This is a genomic window from Hyunsoonleella aquatilis, from assembly GCF_014270105.1.
Taxonomy (GTDB): domain Bacteria; phylum Bacteroidota; class Bacteroidia; order Flavobacteriales; family Flavobacteriaceae; genus Jejuia; species Jejuia aquatilis.
Genome location: NZ_JACNMF010000001.1, coordinates 766,678 through 787,239, shown reverse-complemented (window position 1 = coordinate 787,239; position 20,562 = coordinate 766,678). Strand labels below are relative to the sequence as shown.

At 38.9% G+C, this 20,562-nt stretch carries 14 protein-coding genes; 2 read left to right on the top strand and 12 right to left on the bottom strand.

All coding sequences use genetic code 11. The annotated features are described in order from the left end of the window. Nucleotides 1–121 precede the first annotated feature (121 nt). Entirely contained in the window at nucleotides 122–2,725 is a 2,604-nt protein-coding gene (locus tag H7U19_RS03360) for a helix-turn-helix transcriptional regulator (RefSeq protein WP_186558783.1), read from the top strand. Here H7U19_RS03360 and H7U19_RS03355 read toward each other — a convergent pair. The 3 genes from H7U19_RS03355 to H7U19_RS03345 form a co-directional block, all read right to left on the bottom strand. After that, entirely contained in the window at nucleotides 2,700–3,998 is a 1,299-nt protein-coding gene (locus tag H7U19_RS03355; RefSeq protein ID WP_186558780.1) for an NAD(P)-binding domain-containing protein, read from the bottom strand. The genes H7U19_RS03360 and H7U19_RS03355 overlap by 26 nt on opposite strands. Nucleotides 3,999–4,092: 94 nt before the next feature. Beyond that, the gene (locus tag H7U19_RS03350) at nucleotides 4,093–4,665 is read right to left on the bottom strand and encodes an OsmC family protein (RefSeq protein ID WP_186558777.1); all 573 of its coding nucleotides are present in this window, start codon (nucleotides 4,663–4,665) and stop codon (nucleotides 4,093–4,095) included. Nucleotides 4,666–4,696: 31 nt separating this feature from the next. Further along, on the bottom strand, nucleotides 4,697–5,401 hold the full coding sequence (locus H7U19_RS03345; protein WP_186558775.1) for a hypothetical protein: 705 nt from the start codon (nucleotides 5,399–5,401) through the stop codon (nucleotides 4,697–4,699). Nucleotides 5,402–5,864: 463 nt separating this feature from the next. Here H7U19_RS03345 and H7U19_RS03340 point away from each other — a divergent pair, with 463 nt between their 5' ends. Continuing rightward, nucleotides 5,865–9,107, top strand: a complete 3,243-nt coding sequence (locus H7U19_RS03340; protein WP_186558773.1) for a WD40/YVTN/BNR-like repeat-containing protein — start codon at nucleotides 5,865–5,867, stop codon at nucleotides 9,105–9,107. Nucleotides 9,108–9,218: 111 nt separating this feature from the next. Here H7U19_RS03340 and H7U19_RS03335 read toward each other — a convergent pair whose 3' ends face one another. The 9 genes from H7U19_RS03335 to H7U19_RS03295 all read right to left on the bottom strand — a co-directional run bounded on the left by H7U19_RS03335 (nucleotide 9,219) and on the right by H7U19_RS03295 (nucleotide 20,513). After that, on the bottom strand, nucleotides 9,219–10,655 hold the full coding sequence (locus H7U19_RS03335) for a T9SS type A sorting domain-containing protein (protein WP_186558770.1): 1,437 nt from the start codon (nucleotides 10,653–10,655) through the stop codon (nucleotides 9,219–9,221). Between the two features lie 304 nt (nucleotides 10,656–10,959). Continuing rightward, the gene (locus H7U19_RS03330) at nucleotides 10,960–11,889 is read right to left on the bottom strand and encodes a glycoside hydrolase family 17 protein (RefSeq protein WP_186558769.1); all 930 of its coding nucleotides are present in this window, start codon (nucleotides 11,887–11,889) and stop codon (nucleotides 10,960–10,962) included. Between the two features lie 5 nt (nucleotides 11,890–11,894). Then, entirely contained in the window at nucleotides 11,895–13,340 is a 1,446-nt protein-coding gene (locus tag H7U19_RS03325) for an MFS transporter (protein ID WP_186558766.1), read from the bottom strand. Nucleotides 13,341–13,445: 105 nt separating this feature from the next. Beyond that, nucleotides 13,446–14,357, bottom strand: a complete 912-nt coding sequence (locus H7U19_RS03320) for a glycoside hydrolase family 17 protein (protein ID WP_186558763.1) — start codon at nucleotides 14,355–14,357, stop codon at nucleotides 13,446–13,448. Nucleotides 14,358–14,379: 22 nt separating this feature from the next. Further along, nucleotides 14,380–15,012: a hypothetical protein gene (locus H7U19_RS03315; RefSeq protein ID WP_186558760.1), complete on the bottom strand. Its 633-nt coding sequence runs from the start codon at nucleotides 15,010–15,012 to the stop codon at nucleotides 14,380–14,382. A gap of 34 nt (nucleotides 15,013–15,046) precedes the next feature. Continuing rightward, a complete protein-coding gene (locus H7U19_RS03310; RefSeq protein WP_186558757.1) occupies nucleotides 15,047–16,480 on the bottom strand; it encodes an MFS transporter in 1,434 nt (477 codons plus the stop codon). A 10-nt stretch (nucleotides 16,481–16,490) separates the two neighbouring features. Beyond that, the gene (locus tag H7U19_RS03305; RefSeq protein WP_186558754.1) at nucleotides 16,491–17,999 is read right to left on the bottom strand and encodes a glycoside hydrolase family 30 protein; all 1,509 of its coding nucleotides are present in this window, start codon (nucleotides 17,997–17,999) and stop codon (nucleotides 16,491–16,493) included. Nucleotides 18,000–18,010: 11 nt separating this feature from the next. Continuing rightward, complete coding sequence (locus H7U19_RS03300) at nucleotides 18,011–19,291, bottom strand: glycosyl hydrolase family 17 protein (RefSeq protein ID WP_425489550.1); 1,281 nt, start codon at nucleotides 19,289–19,291, stop codon at nucleotides 18,011–18,013. A gap of 7 nt (nucleotides 19,292–19,298) precedes the next feature. Then, nucleotides 19,299–20,513 (bottom strand): glycoside hydrolase family 17 protein, encoded by a 1,215-nt coding sequence (locus H7U19_RS03295; RefSeq protein WP_186558748.1) that lies wholly within the window; start codon nucleotides 20,511–20,513, stop codon nucleotides 19,299–19,301. Between the last annotated feature and the right edge of the window lie 49 nt (nucleotides 20,514–20,562).

The following is a 20,562-nucleotide window of genomic DNA, read 5'->3' as shown; positions in this document are numbered from 1 at the left end:
TATTTTATTCAAGTTTCAATGGCAAAAATGCTTAAAAGTGTTATTTTTTATTTAATTTGGGATAGCATCAAAGTTAAACTTGAGGACTTATTGCTTGGTTGATTTTAGTAACCCATTGTTAATGATTTTATACGAAAGAGATTCTTATTTAACTTTATTGAATACTTACTTTGACGAACTTCAAAATGGTATTGGTCAAACCGTAATTATTAATGGTGAAGCTGGTTTGGGTAAAACTGTTCTAATCGAAGCCTTCTACAATAAGATTAAAAAGCATTGTTATTTTTTACTAGGGTCTTGCGATTCCTTATTTACACCAAGACCTCTAGGCCCGTTATTTGATATTGCTACTGATATTGGTGGCTCTTTTAAAAATTTGCTTTACGCTGGCAGCGAAAGAAATTTGATCTTTTCAAGTCTATTGGACAGACTTAAAACTTTTGACAAACCTTGTGTTTTTGTTATTGAAGATATCCATTGGGCAGACGAATCCACCGCTGATTTAATAAAGTTTTTATCCCGAAGAATTTCAAATAGCAACTGCCTCCTAATTTTAACTGCCCGCGAAAACGAAATCGGATTGAATAAAGCCATAAAACTTAGTATTTCTGAAATTTCTCCAACTCACCTTCAAAAATTAAATCTGATCAATTTGAGCAAACAAGCAGTGCTTGATATGGTTTCGGATATGGAAATTTCAGGAAGGGATTTATTTAAAATCACCAAAGGTCATCCATTTTTTGTTACCGAAATAATAAATAGCAAGAATCGTGAAATTCCTGAAAGTATAGCCGATGTGATTTTAACAAAGCTGCATCATTTAGAAGACGACGAAAAGGAATTAACAGAGTTGATTTCCATTTTTCCCAATAGAGTTGAGGCCGAATTAATCTTAAAATTAAAACCAGAGTCTTTAAACCATTTAGAAAACATTCTGAAAAGTGGTATTTTGGTTGAAGATGGACACTACTTGAGATTTAAGCATGAAATTTCAAGATTGGTTGTTGCTGAGTCCATTTCTACATTCAAGAAAACCTACTTGCACAATACGATATTACAACAACTTCAAAATAACAACAGTGCCGATCTTGCACTAATGGTACATCACGCCAAAAATGCCAACAAACCCAATATTGTTGCGGAATTAGCACCAAAAGCTGGTGATAACGCATCAAATTGGGGCGCACATTTAGAAGCCGCCAAATTGTACAAAATGGCTATCGATTGTACTTCTGAAATGGAAGACAAACAATGGGTACAGCTTTTAGAAAAGTATTCCATTGAGTGCTATTTAACCAACCAATTGTGCGAAGCTATTTCCATCAGAAATAAAATAACCAAAGTTCTTAAAAACTCTGAAGATGCCCTATCCAGAGGCGACAACTATAGATGGTTGTCCAGAATGCATTGGTACAATGGCAACAACCAAGAGGCCTTTAATTTTGCAATGCTTGCCATTGAACAGCTTGAAGCCTTGAGCAACCAAACGAAAGAGTTGGCTTTGGCATACACGAATTTAGGACAATTGCACATGCTGAAAAACGATTTTGAAAATACGATTCTATGGTGTAAAAAATCCATCGAAATAGCTAAAAAACACAATAGAAAAGATATTGTGGCCCATGCCATGACCAATATGGGAAGTATAAAATTAAATAGAATTGAAACCGAATCAGAAGGTATTAAAGTGCTCCAAAACGCGCTTGATCTGGCGATAGACAGTAACAATCAGGATCATATCATTAGAATTAAAACTTCCTTAATTTGCCACTATACTTTAAAAAGAAATTTTACTGAACTCAACAACATCTTACCTACAGCCATTGAGTTTTGCGAAAATCACGAAATTAATTCTTACTTATTTTACTTGAAAGGTTGGGATGCCAGACAGAATGAAATGCTCGGCAATTGGGACAGAGCCTTACAATTATCCAATACGGTTTTAAAAGTTAAAAATCAAGCGAGCATCAATAGAATTGTGGCACTGGTGCCAAAGGCCAGGATTAAAATGAGAAAAGGACAAAAGGATGAGGCAAAATTGCTTTTAACTGAAGTTGCCCAACTTGCTTTGGAAACCAATGAAGCGCAACGGTTATTACCAGTGGCATGCGCCATGTTGGAATATCAATGGATTTATGATGAGATTTTTGAAAACCAAAGTGTTATTGAGTTTTATTCTGAAATGAGTGCGAAAGGGTATTATGTTACTGAATTGGTAAGCGAATATGCGTTATGGCTAACATTAAACGGCCTCCCATTTTCTAAAGAATGGCACTTAAACCCTGAGTATATAAAATTGCTCATTAACAACAATAACCATGAAGCTGTTCAATTTATGTTGGATAGAAATTGTAATTACGATGCCGCCATCATGTTAGCCTTAGGAAATGAAGGTGATTTAAGAAAATCTATTCAATTATTGGATACACTAGATGCTTCTGCTACTATTGACAAAGTAAGAAACATCATGAAATCAAAGGGCTATAAAAGTATTCCTGTTGGTATCAGAAAAAGCACAAAATCCAATCCAGCACTATTGACCAATAGGCAAATTGATGTATTAAAAGAACTCGGTAACGGACTTCAAAATACGGAAATAGCCAATAAATTATTTATTTCCAGTAAAACTGTGGAGCATCATATCTCTTCAATCTTTGTAAAATTAGATGTGAATTCAAGAAACAAAGCAGTAATAAAAGCTAAGGAACTTGGGATTCTGGAGTAGTGCCGGTCTTAATACTTTCAGCTAAAAAGTCTTTTATTTTCTTTACAGCTGTCTGGGCTTCGTCATTTAAACCATACACAATCCCAGATTTTCTACTTGCCAACCACGGAAATCCGAAAAACACCAACCCTGGCACTGCTGATTCACCTTTATGGTGAATAGGCAAATAATTTTGATCCAAAACAGGCAATTGAATCCATTTAAAATTTCCTGTAAAACCAGTGGCCCAAATAATGGTTGTGATATTATGTACTTTTAGTTCCAATTTGGTGATATCAACATCTGAAATATCTCCTGAAACATCCATATCTTCTTTTGGGCATGCAGCAGATATGTTCTTCTCTTGGATAATAGCATCAATGCGCTTTTTAATGTCTTTGCAATACTCATCGGCATATTGTATATGTTCCTTAACATTATCTTCAAAATGCAACACATCCAAAGTTGCATTATTTAACCTGCCGACAATTGTTGCTCCTTTCTTATTCAGACCTTGCAAACTTATGGAATGCCCCAGCGTGCCAACGCCAGACATTAAAGGGTTTGTGGCAGTTATTATTGACCTATCTGCAAGCTTGTCTATAGGTTCATCCCAATGCTTTATGAGGTCAAACCATTCTGTAAAATCCCTGCCTCTATATCGTCTTGGCACTCTTCCCACCTTACTGGAACTGAGATAAACTTTTCTTTCAGCATTAAGTAAATCTTCCGTTACTTGACAGCCAGATTGTCCTCCTCCAATAACAAGCACGGTACCCTTGGGCAGTTGGCTTGCGTTTCTGTATTTGGAGACATGGATTTGATTAATTTGCTTCCCAATTCTTTTACTTAACTCCGGAATTTTTGGAACATTTAAAATACCGGATGCCACAATTATGCTTTTGGCAAATATGTAACGTGTGCTTCTACCCAAATCAAAAGCAATCTCAAACAATTTAAACCTATCGTTCTTTGTCAGCCGTATTACTTTTGAATTCTCCAAAATTGGAAGACCATTTCTATTGACAAAATCCTGAAGATAATCTATATACTCCTTCTTTGTATAAAAGTTGTTTTTCTGTTTTGCCGGTGGCGTATCTTCAGGTAAGCAATTCATCCAGTTTGGTGTATTCAAGGCGAAAGAATCCCATCTTAAGGAGCGCCAAGATTCTCCAATCCTTCCTTTTTCAAAAACCATATGTGGTATGTTTTCCTTTTTTAAATAATAGCTTACGCTAATGCCCGCATGTCCTGCACCAATTACAACGACATCCAATATCCTATTTGCTTTCATAAGAATTCGTTTGATTGTGAAAAGTGGATCCTGCACCATTTAGACTAAACCGATGGAGAACCCACTATTAAAGTTGAAACTAAAGATGGAACTGTTAAGCTAGTTCGCCCTCATTAACTTCTTTTGCAGAAAGTTGCACTGGCACACCATTCGTTACAATGTCAAATACTGGTGATTGATGCGCAAAACCAATTAAAGTCTGTCTTTCTTCTTCGGTTAAATCGCCTTGAATATCAAACTCTACTTTAATGTTCTGATATCCATTTCTAATGGTTTTATCCAAACCAAGGAACCCTTGCACATCTAAATCGCCAACCAACTTTGATGATACTTTATCTACAGAAATACCATTTGCCGCAGCATGCAACATCATCGTAGTGGTCATACAACCGGCCAACGCATGCAATACAAACTCTACTGGATTGGCGCCTTCGTTGCTTCCTAACAAAATTGGTGGCTCTCCGTTGTCAAAAACAAATGCTGTCTCTCTAGACTCGTCCTCTTGACAGCCTCCATAAAAGTCTTGCATAGTACTTCTATTGTGACCTCCAGAAATCCATCGGTTTCTAGCTCTAAATTGAAACTTTGCGATATCCTTGTTTGCTTGTATCGCCTCTACTGTGTTTGAAATTGATTCTAATTCGAATCCGTTAATTGCTTTTTTCATTTTTAAAATATTTATTGATTACTAATTACTTTTAATTTTTGAAGATGAAGCCAAATTGTTCCACAGCTGTTCCATCAGGACCCAAATCAGCTCCCCAAGTTTTACTATCTAAATGATAGGCTCCTACTATATGAAACTCAACCTCATCACTTAAAGGACAAGCTTTAATATCACCAATCATCGATAAGGAATTGGGTGTTTGCGTAAAGGCTTTTATATAGCCTGTCCCGTCATTGGATGCTATGAAATAGTTTTCAGAGCCATCAGAGGCTCCGATACATCCTATGCCTCTGATATTTAACATTTCCTTGCTCGGGTCCATGCCTCCGTCATGAAACGTTACATTCCAAAACGTATAAACACCATTTGGAATTAATCCTGAAAGTTGCATTTCTACTTCAAATCCACCTTCCATACAGGCCACTGATGCTATTCCAGATACGGTGCTGAAGTCTTCCCAGGTCAAATGGTTTCCTTCCCTGTTCAAAATAGGATTCAACAATCTAAATTCGTAAAGTAAATCCTCGGATGACGAAGGCATGTCCCCATTGCCATTTTCAACAAAAAATGGAACGGTAATAACTTCATTGTTTGTCATATTTGGCAGATTCAGATTAGCATCAGAACTAACGTCGTCGGTTTCACATGCAGTAAGAGATAGTACTGCTGTAATCAGCAAACCAAGGCTTTTCAATGGCTTGGTTAAGTTGTAAAAATTGTTCAATTTGTTTTTCATTTCTAAATGTTTTATTGATTAATATAATTTGATGGTACAAACTTATTGCCCAGACACAAGCTTGCTTTAAGAGTTATCCCCTATATTGGATTTCAATTCCCCTATTTTTGATTTTGCAGTGATAGGGTGCGGAAAGCTTTCCTGTTTTTAGTGCGGGCTAAAAAAATCAAGTAATTTTTTCTTGTGAACAAAGGATGGCTTATCAAGGTGCAGATTTTACTACCGCACTATCTAATTGTTTTCTTGAACTTGAGATTATATATTTATGGGAGCATAAGCGCTATCAAAGCAACTTATTACAGTTTAAAACACGGATATTGGTAGATTAGTTTTCGGTATCATAAAACCCATTTAAGTATTGCATTCATAAATATATATGCACCATAAACTTTAAAAATGTTATCTTTTCTTAAAATATTTGACTTTTTAGTCGTTCAAGTGCTAAATTTGTTGAAAAACTGTAATGATGCACCCAAAATTCATTCTTCCCATAATTGTTTTTTTAAGCTGTAATTTTAGTGTCAATTCCCAAATAAAAACGGAGACTAAAAAAGACTCTACCTTTTCAGGTCTAAAATTTAGAAATATCGGTCCTGCTTTTATGTCAGGACGCATTGCGGACATTGCCATTCATCCCGAAAATCAGAATATTTGGTATATAGCTGTAGGTTCCGGGGGCGTTTGGAAAACTGAAAATGCAGGTACTACTTGGACACCACTAACTGACAAAGAAGCTTTTTATTCCACAGGTTGTATTACACTAGACCCTAATAATCCTAATACTATTTGGGTAGGTACGGGAGAGAATGTTGGGGGCAGGCATGTAGGTATCGGGCATGGTATTTATGCAAGCTATGATGGCGGCCAGACATGGCAAAACAAAGGCTTAAAAAAGTCGGAACATATTTCTAAAATAATTGTGAATCCAAAAAATTCAAATGAAATTTGGGTAGCCGCGCAGGGACCATTGTGGAGTTCGGGCGGAGAACGTGGGCTGTACAAAACCAATGATGGGGGCGACACTTGGAAGCTGGTTTTAAGCGACAATGAATGGACAGGAGCTACCGACATAGTTATAGATCCAAGGGACGAAAAAACGCTTTATGCGGCCACTTGGCAACGGCATAGAAATGTGGCATCGTACATGGGCGGTGGCCCAGGCTCGGGCATTTACAAAAGTACGGATGGAGGCGAGACTTGGGACAAACTCAAAACAGGGCTCCCAAAAATAGATATGGGTAAAATTGGACTGGCCATTTCTCCGATAAACCCTGATGTGGTTTATGCTACTATTGAATTACATCGGAGAACCGGCGGCATTTTTCGATCCAAAAACGGTGGTATGAGTTGGACCAAAATGTCCGATACGGTACCTTTAGGAACAGGCCCGCATTACTATCAAGAGCTTATACCTTCTCCACATGTTTTTGATAAGATATATTTAATGAACAATAGCACCCTGGTCTCAGAAGATGGTGGAAAAACCTTTAAGGTTATGAAAAAAGAAAACAAACACGGGGACGACCATGCTTTAGTCTTTAAACCAGACGATCCTAATTATATGCTCATAGGAAGTGATGGTGGCCTTTATAAATCATTTGATGGCTCAAAAACCTGGAAATTTGTCAATAATCTACCGATAACTCAATTTTACAAATTGGCTGTTGACGATGCTGTGCCTTTTTATAATATTTACGGCGGTACACAGGATAATAATTCCCAAGGTGGCCCGTCAAGAACTTTTAAAGCAAATGGCATTGCAAATTCTGATTGGTATGTGCTTTTAGGTGGTGATGGCCATCAACCGGCTACCGAGCCTGGCAATCCCAATATTGTTTATGCCCAATCCCAACAGGGGAATTTAAGACGCGTGGATATCAGCAATCGCGAATCCGTTTATATCAAACCCCAAGAAGGTATTGACGAACCTTATGAACGTAACAATTGGGACTCCCCCATTTTAGTGAGTCAACACGACCCAAAACGCATATATTTTGGTTCTCAACGTGTTTGGAGGTCGGATAATCGAGGTGATAGCTGGACACCAATTTCGAGGGATTTGACGAAAAACCAAGAGCGGTTTGAACTTCCCATTATGGGCAAACAACAGAGTTGGGATGCCGCATGGGATGTTTACGCCATGTCCACTTACAATACGATTACTTCGCTTTCAGAGTCTCCACTGGATGAGAATGTGCTTTATGCAGGCACTGATGATGGCATTATTCAGTATACCCAAAATGGCGGTGAAACTTGGACAAAAGTTTTAATGGATGATTTACCAAACGTACCTGCTTCAGCTTTTGTAAATGATATTAAGGCGGATCTTCACAATATTAATACTGTATACGTGGCATTGGATAATCATAAATTTGGGGATTACAAACCTTATTTGCTGAAAAGCACCAATGGGGGAAAATCTTGGAAACCAATTGTCAATGGTCTTCCAGATAACACCTTGGTTTGGCGTATCGTCCAGGATCATGTTGACGCGAACTTGATGTTTTTAGGAACGGAATACGGTATTTATGTCAGTTTTAATCAAGGCGAAAAATGGATTAAATTTTCTGAAGGCCTGCCTACGATAGCCATTAGGGATTTGGCCATTCAAAAACGGGAAAATGACCTTGTAGTGGCATCCTTTGGTCGAGGGTTTTATATTTTGGATGACTATAGCCCTTTGAGGAACATTGATCCAAACGCCTTAAAAAGCCCAATGCTATTCAAACCTCGAAAAGCGTTACAGTACAAACCTATTAATTTAGGCACGTCCAGTCAGGGTGCATCATTTTTTACAGCTAAAAACCCAGAATTTGGTGCAGTATTCACCTATTACCTTCCCAATGATTTTGAAAGCTTAAAGTCGAAAAGAACAAAAACCGAAAAAGCATTAAAAAAAGATAATAAAGATATTCCCTTCCTTGGCTGGCAACAATTAGAAGACGAAAAAAACGAGGCGGGCGCTTCCATTATTTTAGTAGTGAAGGATGATCAAGAGAACTTTGTTACCCGCTTAAAAGCACCCTACAAGAAAGGTTTTAATCGTATTTCTTGGGATTTAAAAATTCCTTCAAAACCAACCTTAAATATTGACAAATTAAATAAAAATCCTTTAGATTACTATTACAACACATTGGCTAAAGACGGAACATACAGCATTTCCATGTTTTCAAATATCAATGGAGAAATTAAAGCTTTGTCAGAACCTCAATCTTTTGAAGTCGAAAGTATCCGAAAGGGAGTCCTAAACAATCCTGTTTCCAGTGAAATTGAATCCTATTCTCGAGCATTGAAAGCGTTCAAAGCCAAATATACATCTGCAATTTCCGACTTTCAAAAGGCCTCAAAGAAATTAAAAGCCTTGGAGAAAGCCACCTTATATCTGCAAAAAACTCCAGGTGAAGTTGAAGCACAAATCAGCGATCTTAAAAAAGAGATGCACGATTTAGAACAAATCCTTTATGGCAATAGTTCAAAAGCTGAAATTAGGGAAAAACAAGTTCAACTCATTTCAGCAAGATTGACCACTGCCGAACGCGGCCTAAACACATCGTACGGGCCAACGAAAATGCAAATGGAAAGTTTAGAAATGGCTAAAGCCCTTTTCATGAGAATTGAAAATCGACTTACCAAATTTGCCAAAATAGACGTTCCCGAGCTTGAATCTAAACTGTACCAATCGGGCGTGCCAATAATTTTGGATTAAATAATTATGGATATCCGTTTACTTAAGGGCTCTAAAAATAAGAAAACCTGCAAACTAAACTATTTGCAGGTTTTCATTTCTAAACTAAACAACTATTAAACTTGGGTCACTCTATTTTTTCACCAATCGGATACTACTTAATCCACTTGCGGTTCTTATTTGTGCAAAATAAAGACCCGACTTCAAAGCAGAACCATCTATTCTAGTTTCACTAACACTGGGCAAAGTTCTTAGCACTTGTTTACCTAATACATCGTAAACATTAATGGACTCAATTTGCTCATTCTGGGCAGTGACCGTCCAGCTATCTTCAGAAGGATTCGGGAATACCTTAAATGATGCTTGAGTGAATTCGTCGTTACTTAAAGTGGTATTTTTGTGTAAATAAATGTTGTCAAACCATAGATTGTCCACATTGGCTGTTGTAATTCCTATTTGGGCAATATCGCTTCTTGTGAGGCTTCCAGCTACTGGAGGCATTAAAGACGTTATATCTACATCAACGGATACCCATGACCCTGCCACAAGCGCCGGAGTAGTGCCGCCGTTAATATTCACCTCTAAAGCGGATGCTTCGGATCCACCTCCACCAAAGTCAACCAATTTTACATTGAATACATCACCTGTCAGGTCAGTATCAGCTACCCAAAAATCAAAGTGTATGTGCGTAAAACCAGATAGATCTTGCTTATTCGAAGAAAAATCAATACCCTGGCACACAATACCCATATTCTTTTTCAACGTAGGATTGCCAGCAATCATAACTTCGGAGGCATGTGCTCCCCCACACCAGCCTTGGTCAAAATTATCCACGGTAAAATCGGTATATACATCACTGTATATTGAAAATACATCGCCTGGTGCCCTAGCGGGAGGAACTGGCGCCGAAATAGCTGGTGGCGTAATACAAGCATTTGGGCAAGAGCCCCCACAGTCCACTCCTGTTTCATCCCCATCCATCATGCCGTTTGAGCAGGTATCGACATTTGCGGGCCCCATAATATTATCTACGTAGAATGTTCTTGCGGGTGTTGCAATTGGAGCACCTCCAGGGAAAAAGGTTGTTTCGCCTGCTTCCCAATAAGCGTGAATAACAAAAGAAGCATATACACCATTGGCCATTGCAGCCTGTCCATCTAAGGAAGTATTGAAGGTAAACGAAAGCGTTTGCCATGTATCATTGCCATTGTGGGTAACTTCTGCGGCCGCCTCTGGAGCACCAGCTAATCCACCGTTCACTTTTACCAAAAAAGTAATAGGAGTAGCAGATTTTACGTCAATGGTCATGGTTTGAGTACTTGTCAAATCCACATTTTCTGAAAGATTTAAATTTATCCCTTGCCAAGGCTGGCCAGAAGTATTACCAATAATTTCCAACACTTGTGATGTATTGGAACCTGTACCAGCCAAAACAGTTGGAGCCGGCATGTCTCCAAAAGGACCTCCGTTAACGCCGCCGCTTTCGCCGGCCTCAAAGCCTAAAATTAAATCCTGAGAGTAACCAAATGTTATGGTTATCAGCATAAGTAAAAAAGTAATTTTTTTCATCGTAAAAAGTTTTTAAAATAATTAATTGAATTCTTAGTTCGTTGTTTCTCAAAGTTATGTATGAACAATGAACAAACACTATTTGAAGCCCCTACAAAATATATACACTGTAAAAAAAAAAGTTGTTTTTACAGCCAATTTCTCAAATACATCCAGTAAATACCGTTGTTTCTACGAAAGATAAACATGAAATTTAACCGTTTGATTACTAGTTAAATACCCAATTGTTGTGGTAATGTTGTGGTGGATTTCAGATTTCCACAAACTTGTATATGCACATTCTCCAGAGGAACTCTATAATGGCCTAAAAGAATGGCCGCTTGCGGTTCTTCATTATAGAAGATTGGTTAAAAAACTTCTGCTTTTCATTCTTGTCCCAAATGCCCCAATAGGCACCAACATCTCCTTCAGCTCCCACTTTCCAAGACTCATCAAAGGAAGAGAAATAGAACATTTCAATATCATCTTCAGCCGACCAGTGCTGGGCATTTATAAAATATTTTGTAGCATTGGGAACAGATGGAAATGCACCATTGAGCCCTTCTCCCTCGCTCGGCCAACCTGTTTCAGTGATAATCACTTTTTTCCCATTTCCAGCCTTCATCGCTTGATGGTACATATCTTTCATGTATATAAGGGAATATTCAATGCTACAACCTTCCCAATATGGATAGCAATTGGCCAAGATAACATCGCAAGCTTCCGTTATTTTTGGTCTGTGGCTGAATTCGTAATATGCATCTACATACCCCACGGGCACCTCAGTAACTTCCTCTTTTACATCATATATAAAAGCCAGCAATTCCTCTTCGGTCAAATCTCCTCTATACATCACTTCATTACCAACAGCAGCAATATCCACATAGCCTGCATTGGCCAGTTTTTTAAGATTAGTGACTTCTTTTTGATTAATTTCGGCGTCATCGCCCAACCATGCCCCTACTAAAGTTTTGATACCATATTCCTTTGCTATTCTGGGTATCATCTCGTTTCCATCAGTACAGGAAAATGAGCGTATCCATTTAGTATATGGTTGGATAACTTTCATACGTTTCCTGATTTGCTTTTCCGAAAGCTGAACGCCCGGTGCCTGACCTTCTTTATATGCACTAAAACAAAGCCCATGCATGCCATTTTTCAAAACACGCCTGAATAAATTTTGAAGTCCCTTTGGTGTTTTGTTATCCAAGTCCAGTCCAGAGAGAGACATGATTTTATTTTTTCTAAAAGACATAGCGACTAACTATTAATTTGTAATTCTAATTTATCACTTCTTTTGTCAAGTGCTGCCCTTATAGTATTGGCTCGTTCTTCCGTTACATCATAATTCCTCATAATGAACATGGCTATTAAAGTACCTGCCATAGGGAAAAAGCAAAAGAAGGCGTGGAGTCCGTCCACCGCAGATTGCTGATCTATTGTTGCTAGCTCAGGATTGAAGCCAACATAGGTAATAATCACCCCACTGAGCGCACCCGCAATAGCAAAGCCTACTTTTACCATCCACCAATAAATGGCGCCAAATATCCCTTCTCTCCTCAATCCGGAGTTTAACTCATCAATATCGATGACATCGGCCGTCATCGACATCATTATGGTGAACAAACTTCCTATTCCAAAGGAAAAAAACGGCAAGGCAATAATATACATCCACGGTTTGCCTGGCACAAATAGAAACCAAAGCAAAATATAGCCTATCACTGAAATACCCTGAGACAGCATAAATGCTCTTTTTTTGCCCATGATTTTGGACATCCAAGTTACAGCAGGAATAACAATAAATGTAGTACCCAAAGCCCCTATGCAACCAAACAAGGATACCCAAATACCACTGGCGGCGGCATCCCCATTAAATAGCTTATAGACAATCACAAAAAAAGTGAGGGCTGCAACAGTATTAAATGCATTAAAAATTAAAAATGTGGCAGCACATAATTTTCTAAAGGCCCTAATTTTGAAGACCTCAATAAAACTATGAAATATATTAATCAAGCTATTGCCGACGTTTGCAAAGTTCAAAGGCTTATAATCTTCATTTAATGTTGATTTGCTCTTAATAAATATTGCCGGAACTATAGCGCAAATAGCACATGGGATGGCAACCCAAATAGCCAGTTGTCTCACTGCAACATCAGCAGATGGAAACCACTCCGGGTCGTACATAATTATCCAAAACAAAGGTGCAATTACCCAAGCCCACTGCCCAATCCATTGGGCCACGGCCATAATGCTAGTACGTTCGTGAAAATCATCGCTCATCTCGTAGCCCATAGCAACATAAGGAACGCTAAAGAATGTAAGCCCCAAATAAAAAACAATGGACCAAAGGAAGAAATACCAAAAATTAAAACTCAGCGAATTCTCCCTAAAGAGCTGCCACATAAAAATATATGCAATGCCCATCATTAAGCCACCAATCAATACATATTGGCGTCTTCGGCCCCATTTGGATTTTGTATTATCTGAAATATAGCCCATTATCGGATCTGTAATCGCATCAAATATTCTCGGAAAAAAATAAATAAGTGACCACATCCAACCTGTAAAGCCTAAATCTTGAATCAAGACCACCATAAAAATACCAAGAATAGCAGGAAACATCTGATTGGCCAACATACCAATGCCAAAGGCTACCTTTTGTCCAAATGGAACTGTATTTTTTGATGCTTTCTTAACTTTTGACATAATTTTGTTCTCGCACATTTAAAAGCTTCGGAAACTTTGAGGTTTGTGCCACCTGATCACTTATATTTTAAAATTGACAACATTAGGATTGATTCATATCTGCTACTAATATTTTAAGTATTCTTGCTTATCCCAAAGCCCCCAATAGGCCCCAACATCACCTTCATTTCCAGTTTTCCATGACTCGTCAAAAGATGAAAAATAAAATATGGGGATGTCGTTCTCCTTGGTCCATCTTATGGTATCGATGAAATACTTCATGGCCGCTTCCCCTCCAGCTATAGCTCCATCTAGTCCACCACCCTCACTTGGCCATCCGGTTTCGGTAATAATGATTGGCTTACCTTGAGCAGCATCAACCACAGAACCAAACATGGCCTGCATATGCCCTAAAGCATATTCAATAGGGCAACCTTCCCAATACGGATATAAATTGGCCAAAACCACATCGGTGCTTTCCACTAATATGGGATGCCTGGAAAACTCGTAATATGCATCCACATAACCTACTGGAATATCCAACCCGGCGAGGGCTTCCTTAACACGATTGATATAGCCTACCAATTCTTCCAAAGTCAAATCGTTTCGATACAACACTTCGTTACCCACGGCTGCTACATCCACATTGCCTGATTTAGCAAGGGATATCAAACCTTCTATTTCTCTTTCATTATCTTCCTTATCATCTCCCAGCCATGCACCTACAAGAGTTTTGAGGCCATGCTTTTTGGCAACCATCGGTACAAATTCATTGCCTTCAATACAAGAAAACGACCGGATAGCACCAACATAAGGTTTTAAAATATTAATACGCTCTTCAACTTGTTCCATACTAATGTCATCTCCTGGTGATTGTCCGTCTCGGTACATACTAAAACATATACCATGAAATCCGTCTTGAATGGTTTTGCGCCATAGGGCCTTTAATTCTTCCAGAGAATAATCCGCTAGGTTTATCCCTGGAGTTGCGATTTGACTATAATTCGATTTGTAATATGATGCTTCTCTGTACGACATTTTCCTAATTTTTTATTTTATTCTAAAACACACCTCTACAATTTTTCCTTGTATAGATTTTGATTCGATCCACTTCCTTTGCTCCAGCAGGCAATTCTGCCAATTGCAATCCCGGGTAGTCCTCGTTCTTTTTCCATTCTTCGATGGTGGCACTAAAGAATTGCGAGGCTTGTGCATCGGCTTCATAAACAATTAGATCGTAAGCCTCTCCTAAATCTCCTCCAAAACGCGTCACTACTTGCCATTCTCCATCTCTTTTATAGGAAGTATTGGTATGATCAGATTGCGGATAATAGCGATCGTCCGTTGGCCGGATCAATACCCAAATATCATTTTTGTTAGCCTCAGGATACACGCCCATTGTTAAAATTCTGCAATCCACAGAGTCTTTATCTATAGGCGAAATCACTTGTGTCGATTTTACCGGGCCATCAATGTTCAATTTATTTCCGATGGAAACCTGCTCAATTTGCCTATTATAGTTCACCAAGTTTGATGAATAACTTGCATATATCATCAATAAAATTCCTATCGCGCCTAAAATCACTCCAAGCTTTATACTCAACAGCCTTTTGCCGGAGTTAGTTTTTATGCCGCTAAGAAGCGCAATGACCAGCAGAGCAACTCCTACTATGATTAATACTTTTGTTGACATTTTATTTTAGTTTGTTTATCTAATTTCCATATTACTATTTAAGTACGCCTCTCCGCTCTTCCAATTCAGCTTTAATTTCCTTAGCTCTTTCTTCCGTTAGGCTATACTTCCACATCACCCACATAGCGAGACCAGCGGTTACCACGGGAATTACAATATCGGCTATTCTCAGTTTAGTCAACGTGTCAACGGTTTGTGTGGCCGCATTGCCATCAAATCCTATCATGCTCAAAACAAGACCTCCCAAAACCAATGCCAAGCCCTGCCCAAGTTTCACAACCCACCAGTATAATGCACCGAAGGTGCCTTCTTTTCTTGGCATTCCGTTTACGAGTTCATCCAAATCACACACATCAGCCGTCATACTCATCATCAAGGTAAACAAACTACCTAATCCGAAGGACATCAAAGGAATTGGGATAAAGGACAACCACACATTCTCTGGGGTAAAAGACCACCATTTTAAAGCATAACCTACAATTGAAAGTGCCGTCGAAATGATAAACGCTTTCTTCTTACCCCATTTGGTAGCCATTTTTGACACAATAGGAATCACCAAAAACGCTGACACCAATGCTCCAACCGAACTGAACCACGCCGGCCATGTGGCTGTAGCTTCATAACTTCCATTAAAAATATAAAACACAAATATGAAGAAACTGAAAGATGCTACAATTTGATAGCCATTGAAGACTAAAAACGTTGCGCCGCATAATTTCATGAAGGGTTTATTCTTAACAGCCTCACCAATACTTTTGAACAAATCTTTCACGTTGGAAAAAATGGTTTTTAAGGTCAGCGGTTTTCTGTCTCCCATATTACCTGAATCCATACCTCTGCAGAAGATAGCAGGTAACATTCCAAGTATAAAACAGGCAATTCCCACATAAATGGCCATGGTCCGTACACCTTCTGCCTGATCCTTGAAAATATCAGGATCTGCAATGATGACCCAAAACCAGGGCACAATTACCCAGGCTATTAATCCCACTGTTTGGGAAAATGCCATTAATCGTGTACGCTCATTATAGTCTGAGGTCATCTCATACCCTAAACCAACCAATGGCGTGGCAAACATGGTATTCCCTATAAGGAATACCATCGACATAATTAAGAAATACCAAAAGTTGTAGTTAGAGGAATTATTTTCGTCTAGTTGCCAAAGCAATACAAAGGTGATGGCACTAAGTATCCCCCCAACGAAGATGTAAGGTCGGCGCCTTCCCCATTTTGAACTGGTGTTATCCGAAATAAACCCCATAATAGGATCGGTAATCGCATCAAAAAATCTTGGCAATCCTCCCAAAAGTCCTGCTAAAAACGGATCCATTCCAAAGGCCGTCAATAGGAAGAACATAAAGAAACCTAGGGCTCCCGGATACAGGTTCAAAACCAAATGGCCGGCTCCGAAGGCTGCTTTTTGGCCCAATGGCACTCTATCGCCTGCGGCAGTTTTTACATTAGACATAATTTTGTATTTAGTTAGTAATTAGTTCTTGCTTCGGAATTATAATCGTTTGAATGGCTTGTGCATCAATCGAAAATTCCACATGTTTGTCATGTAACGATAGGTTTATGGTTTTTGGGGTTTGGTATTCGTTAAAAAGCACAATAGCAATAGTTCCATCAGGATTTTCCGATGCCGTTGCCATAAGTGCATCATCAGATTTATCCACACCAATAACTTTGGCACCCGGTCGAATGTATTTGCTGAAATGCGCCATAGTATAGTACAACGGGGTAAAATACACCTCATCTTTTTCAGGATCAACAATAACCGGAGCGATACACCAGTTTTTGAACCAGTTTGGCCCTCCCTTTGTATCCAAAACCATATTCCAGTCTACCCATCCATCAACCCAATTGTTAAGGCAACCAATGATATCACGAGCATAACGATTAACAGGTGCATATTTTGGGTGCATGTGCTTATCTTCTTCCGGTGCCCAATCCCAGCCCCAATCCGTGGCCTCCTTTTTCCAATACCAGGCATCATCTTTCCAAACAGGTATTTCGGCATCTGCACAAGCTTCGGACTGAATTAAAAGTTTGTCTGGAGCCTTGTTGTGGGCATATTGCAGTTCTTCGGGAAAATAATGGAAGGTACTGGCATACCAGTGGATGGCCGTGCCATCAAAATACTTGGATGTCTCTTCATTTTTATACTGAGAATCTATCCACTCTTTTAGATGTTCCCTGTTTTGATCGTACCCTAAAATCTTTAAATCCCCTTTGCCGTCCGCCTCCAATTTTGGCCCTAAATAATTCTGAACAAAATGGGTCATTTCGTCAGGAGTGTAATGCATACTTTCCCAGTTATTTCCATTTCCGAGCGGTTCGTTCTCAACCGTGAAGCCCCAAATATCGATGCCTTCGGCTTTATAGGCATCTACATATTTTGAAAAAAACAAAGCCCAAGTCTCGTAATATTCAGATAATAATTTTCCCCCAACCCAATTGTTATTATCCTTCATCCAAGGCGGGGCAGTCCATGGTGAACCAAAAATTTTAAACCCATCTGAAGAAGCGGCCATGGCTTCTTTTATGAAAGGGATTAAATCATCTTTGTCTTCTTCTACTGTAAAATGTTCCAGATTTTTATCCCCTTCAACTGGCGCATAGGAATAGTTGCTTAATGAAAAATCACAGGAATTCATATGAGTTCTTGTGAGCGAATAATGGGCGCCCTCTTTGCTGAAATATGCATCAATGATTTTTTTGCGGTTTTCCTTACTCAACTTATTAAGCAAGAAAGCCGAAGACTCCGTAAATGCACCTCCAAAACCCGTAATCGTTTGAAACGTTTGCTCGGGGTTTAGCTTTAGCATCACTAAACTGTCTGCTTTTTGAAACTGGGTGATTTTTGAAAGCGTATTGCCTTTTGCCGAAGTTTGGAAAACTTCAATATCCAAAACTTTATTCTCATTATTACAACTCATCACTATTAAGGTTGCTATAAACAATATGGTACATCTTAACGCTTTCATCAGTATGGATTTTATTCTTTATTGGCATGCCATTCTTCTGAAGTAGGTGGTACTTCCACATCCTTCATTAATGCTTCTTTATCTCCATTATAGGTCTTTGTAATGGGATTCCCGTTTCTTGTCAATCCTTTGAAAATGCCTTTATCTACTTCATCCCATAGCACGTATTTTGCTTTTCCATCTACTTTGAACAATCCAAAATGCTTCTCAGAATTGCCGCTGTTGGGGCCACCCTTCCAAGGCTCGTCAAACCCTTCAAAATAGAAACAGGACATCTTGGCTTCGTTCGTCCAATCCCGCATATGCTGATAATACAATGCTTCTTTATATTCATCGCATGCTTTAGAACCGTTAGTGCCGTAATGCCCATCAGAAAAACTTGCCCATCCAGTTTCCCCGATATGAATTGGCTTATTTACCCCAAGGCTTTCCATATATTTTTTTACGTTTTCATATTGATTGATAGCATACTGTTTTGCCCTAAGCATTGAAATTTCAATTTTTTCCATATCCGTTTTGCCCTCCAAACCTTCTTGCTCCAACCAAAAATCTGGTTGATAATGTGTGTCGTGCATGGGATAGGTGTGCACAGATAGAAAATCAACTGCTTTAATTAGGTTATTTAAATCCTCAACATGGTATTCCTCGCCACCACCGCCCCAAGAGGCGAAATTATCTGAGCTGGTTATCCATAAATCTTTGGACAACTTGCCTTCTTTCTTTAAACCCTGAAGATAGTTTACCCACTTTAGGATGACCCACGGCTCAACATAGTACGTGGCCGCCCATTTTACCATGGCTTCGTTTCCTACCGCTATGGCCTTCACGATATCTGGATACTTGTTTGCTAAATGTGCCGTTACGATGATCTGTGCTTCATTGGCCGCACTCTCCTCATTATGCACTGGCTCTCCATCTGTCCATGCATTTTTACAATCGATCCAAGCACCAAGCATAACATACATTTCAAAACTTGAATCCTCTGCTTTTAACTCACTAATGGCCTGTAACAGATTAATGGCCTGCGGTTTATGCACTTTGTAAGTACGAAGCAACTTAACCTTAAGGGAAGCTAATAGTTTAAGATCTTCCTTAAGTTGTTCTATTGTTGGTTCTTTACCATGATCTGCATACCGGTATCCTCCATATGACATTGCTAAATACTCAGGGTTGCCAAAAATATCCTCCGCCAACGGTGTTGTTGTTTCTATTTGTATGTTAACATCCTTGGTTTTTGTATTATTACAGGAGTACATTAAACAAATTGAAAGTATGAACAATAGTTTTTTCATCATCAAATTATATAGTTATTTCTTCTCTCTTAGGAGGCACGTGTACCTCCTTTAACAGCTCTTTTTCGTTACCATTGTAGGTTTTCGTTATGGTATTTCCATCTCTGGTCAATCCTTTGAAAACGCCCTTATCCACCAAATCCCAAATGGCATACTTTGCTTCGCCTTTAAGGTTAATCAATCCGAAATGGTTTTCGGAACCCAAGGGATTATTGGCATCTTTCCAAGGTTCATCGAAAGCTTCAAAATAAAAACAAGAAATTCGTTCATAATTTGTCCATTCCCTCATGAGTTGAAAATATCTTCCAGATTTATATTCATCGGCCGCTTTTGACCCATCCGCTCCGTAATGCTCATTGGACAATGTGGCCCACCCTGTTTCTCCAATATGAACCGGTTTATTAATCCCCAGGTGCCTCATATAATTAGCCACACCATCAAACTGTTTTTGTGAAAACAACAATGCACGTTGCATGGCCGATTCGATTTTATCTATGTCCGATAGTTCCGCTTCGTTATCTGGAACTATCCAAAACTCAGGATTGTAATGGGAATTATGCATAGGGTATGTATGCATCGAAATATAATCCACCGCTCTGATAAGATCGTTCAAATCCTCAGTATGATAAGCCGGATCCCCTCCTCCCCAAGATGAAAAATCGTCTGAACTGGTAATCCACAACTCCTTGGGCAACTCGCCTATTTTCTTCAAGTTTTGTAAGTGATTAACCCATTTGAGTATCACATTCGGACGTACGAAATAACTCGTTGCCCAGTGCACCATAGCTTCGTTACCCACCGCAATAATCTTTACGATATCTGGATACTGTTGGGCTAAAGCAACGGCTCGGTCAATTTCGCTTGCGTTGTGCTCGCTTTCTATCTCATGGTTTGGTACTAGATCAGTCCAAGCGTTTTTACAATCTACCCAGGCCCCTAACATCAAATACATTTCAAAAGACGAGTCTTCATCCTTTAATTCGCTAATTGCCTTTAACAAATTAGGGACTTCTTCAAACTGCACATTATAAGTGCGCAATAGTTTAATGCCCATTACCGCAAGGATTTTCATATCCTCCTTTAACTCGGGAATTGTGGGTTGTATATCACGTGTATTTTTGCGATAGCCACCATACGAAATGGCTAAATATTTAGGATTACCTAAAATATCGGCAGCAGTAAGCTGCTTTTCCGTCTTGGTCTTATTATTGGGTTTTTGCATTAGTAATACTATTAGAAGTCAATGGCTTCTTGTTATTTTATCATATTTT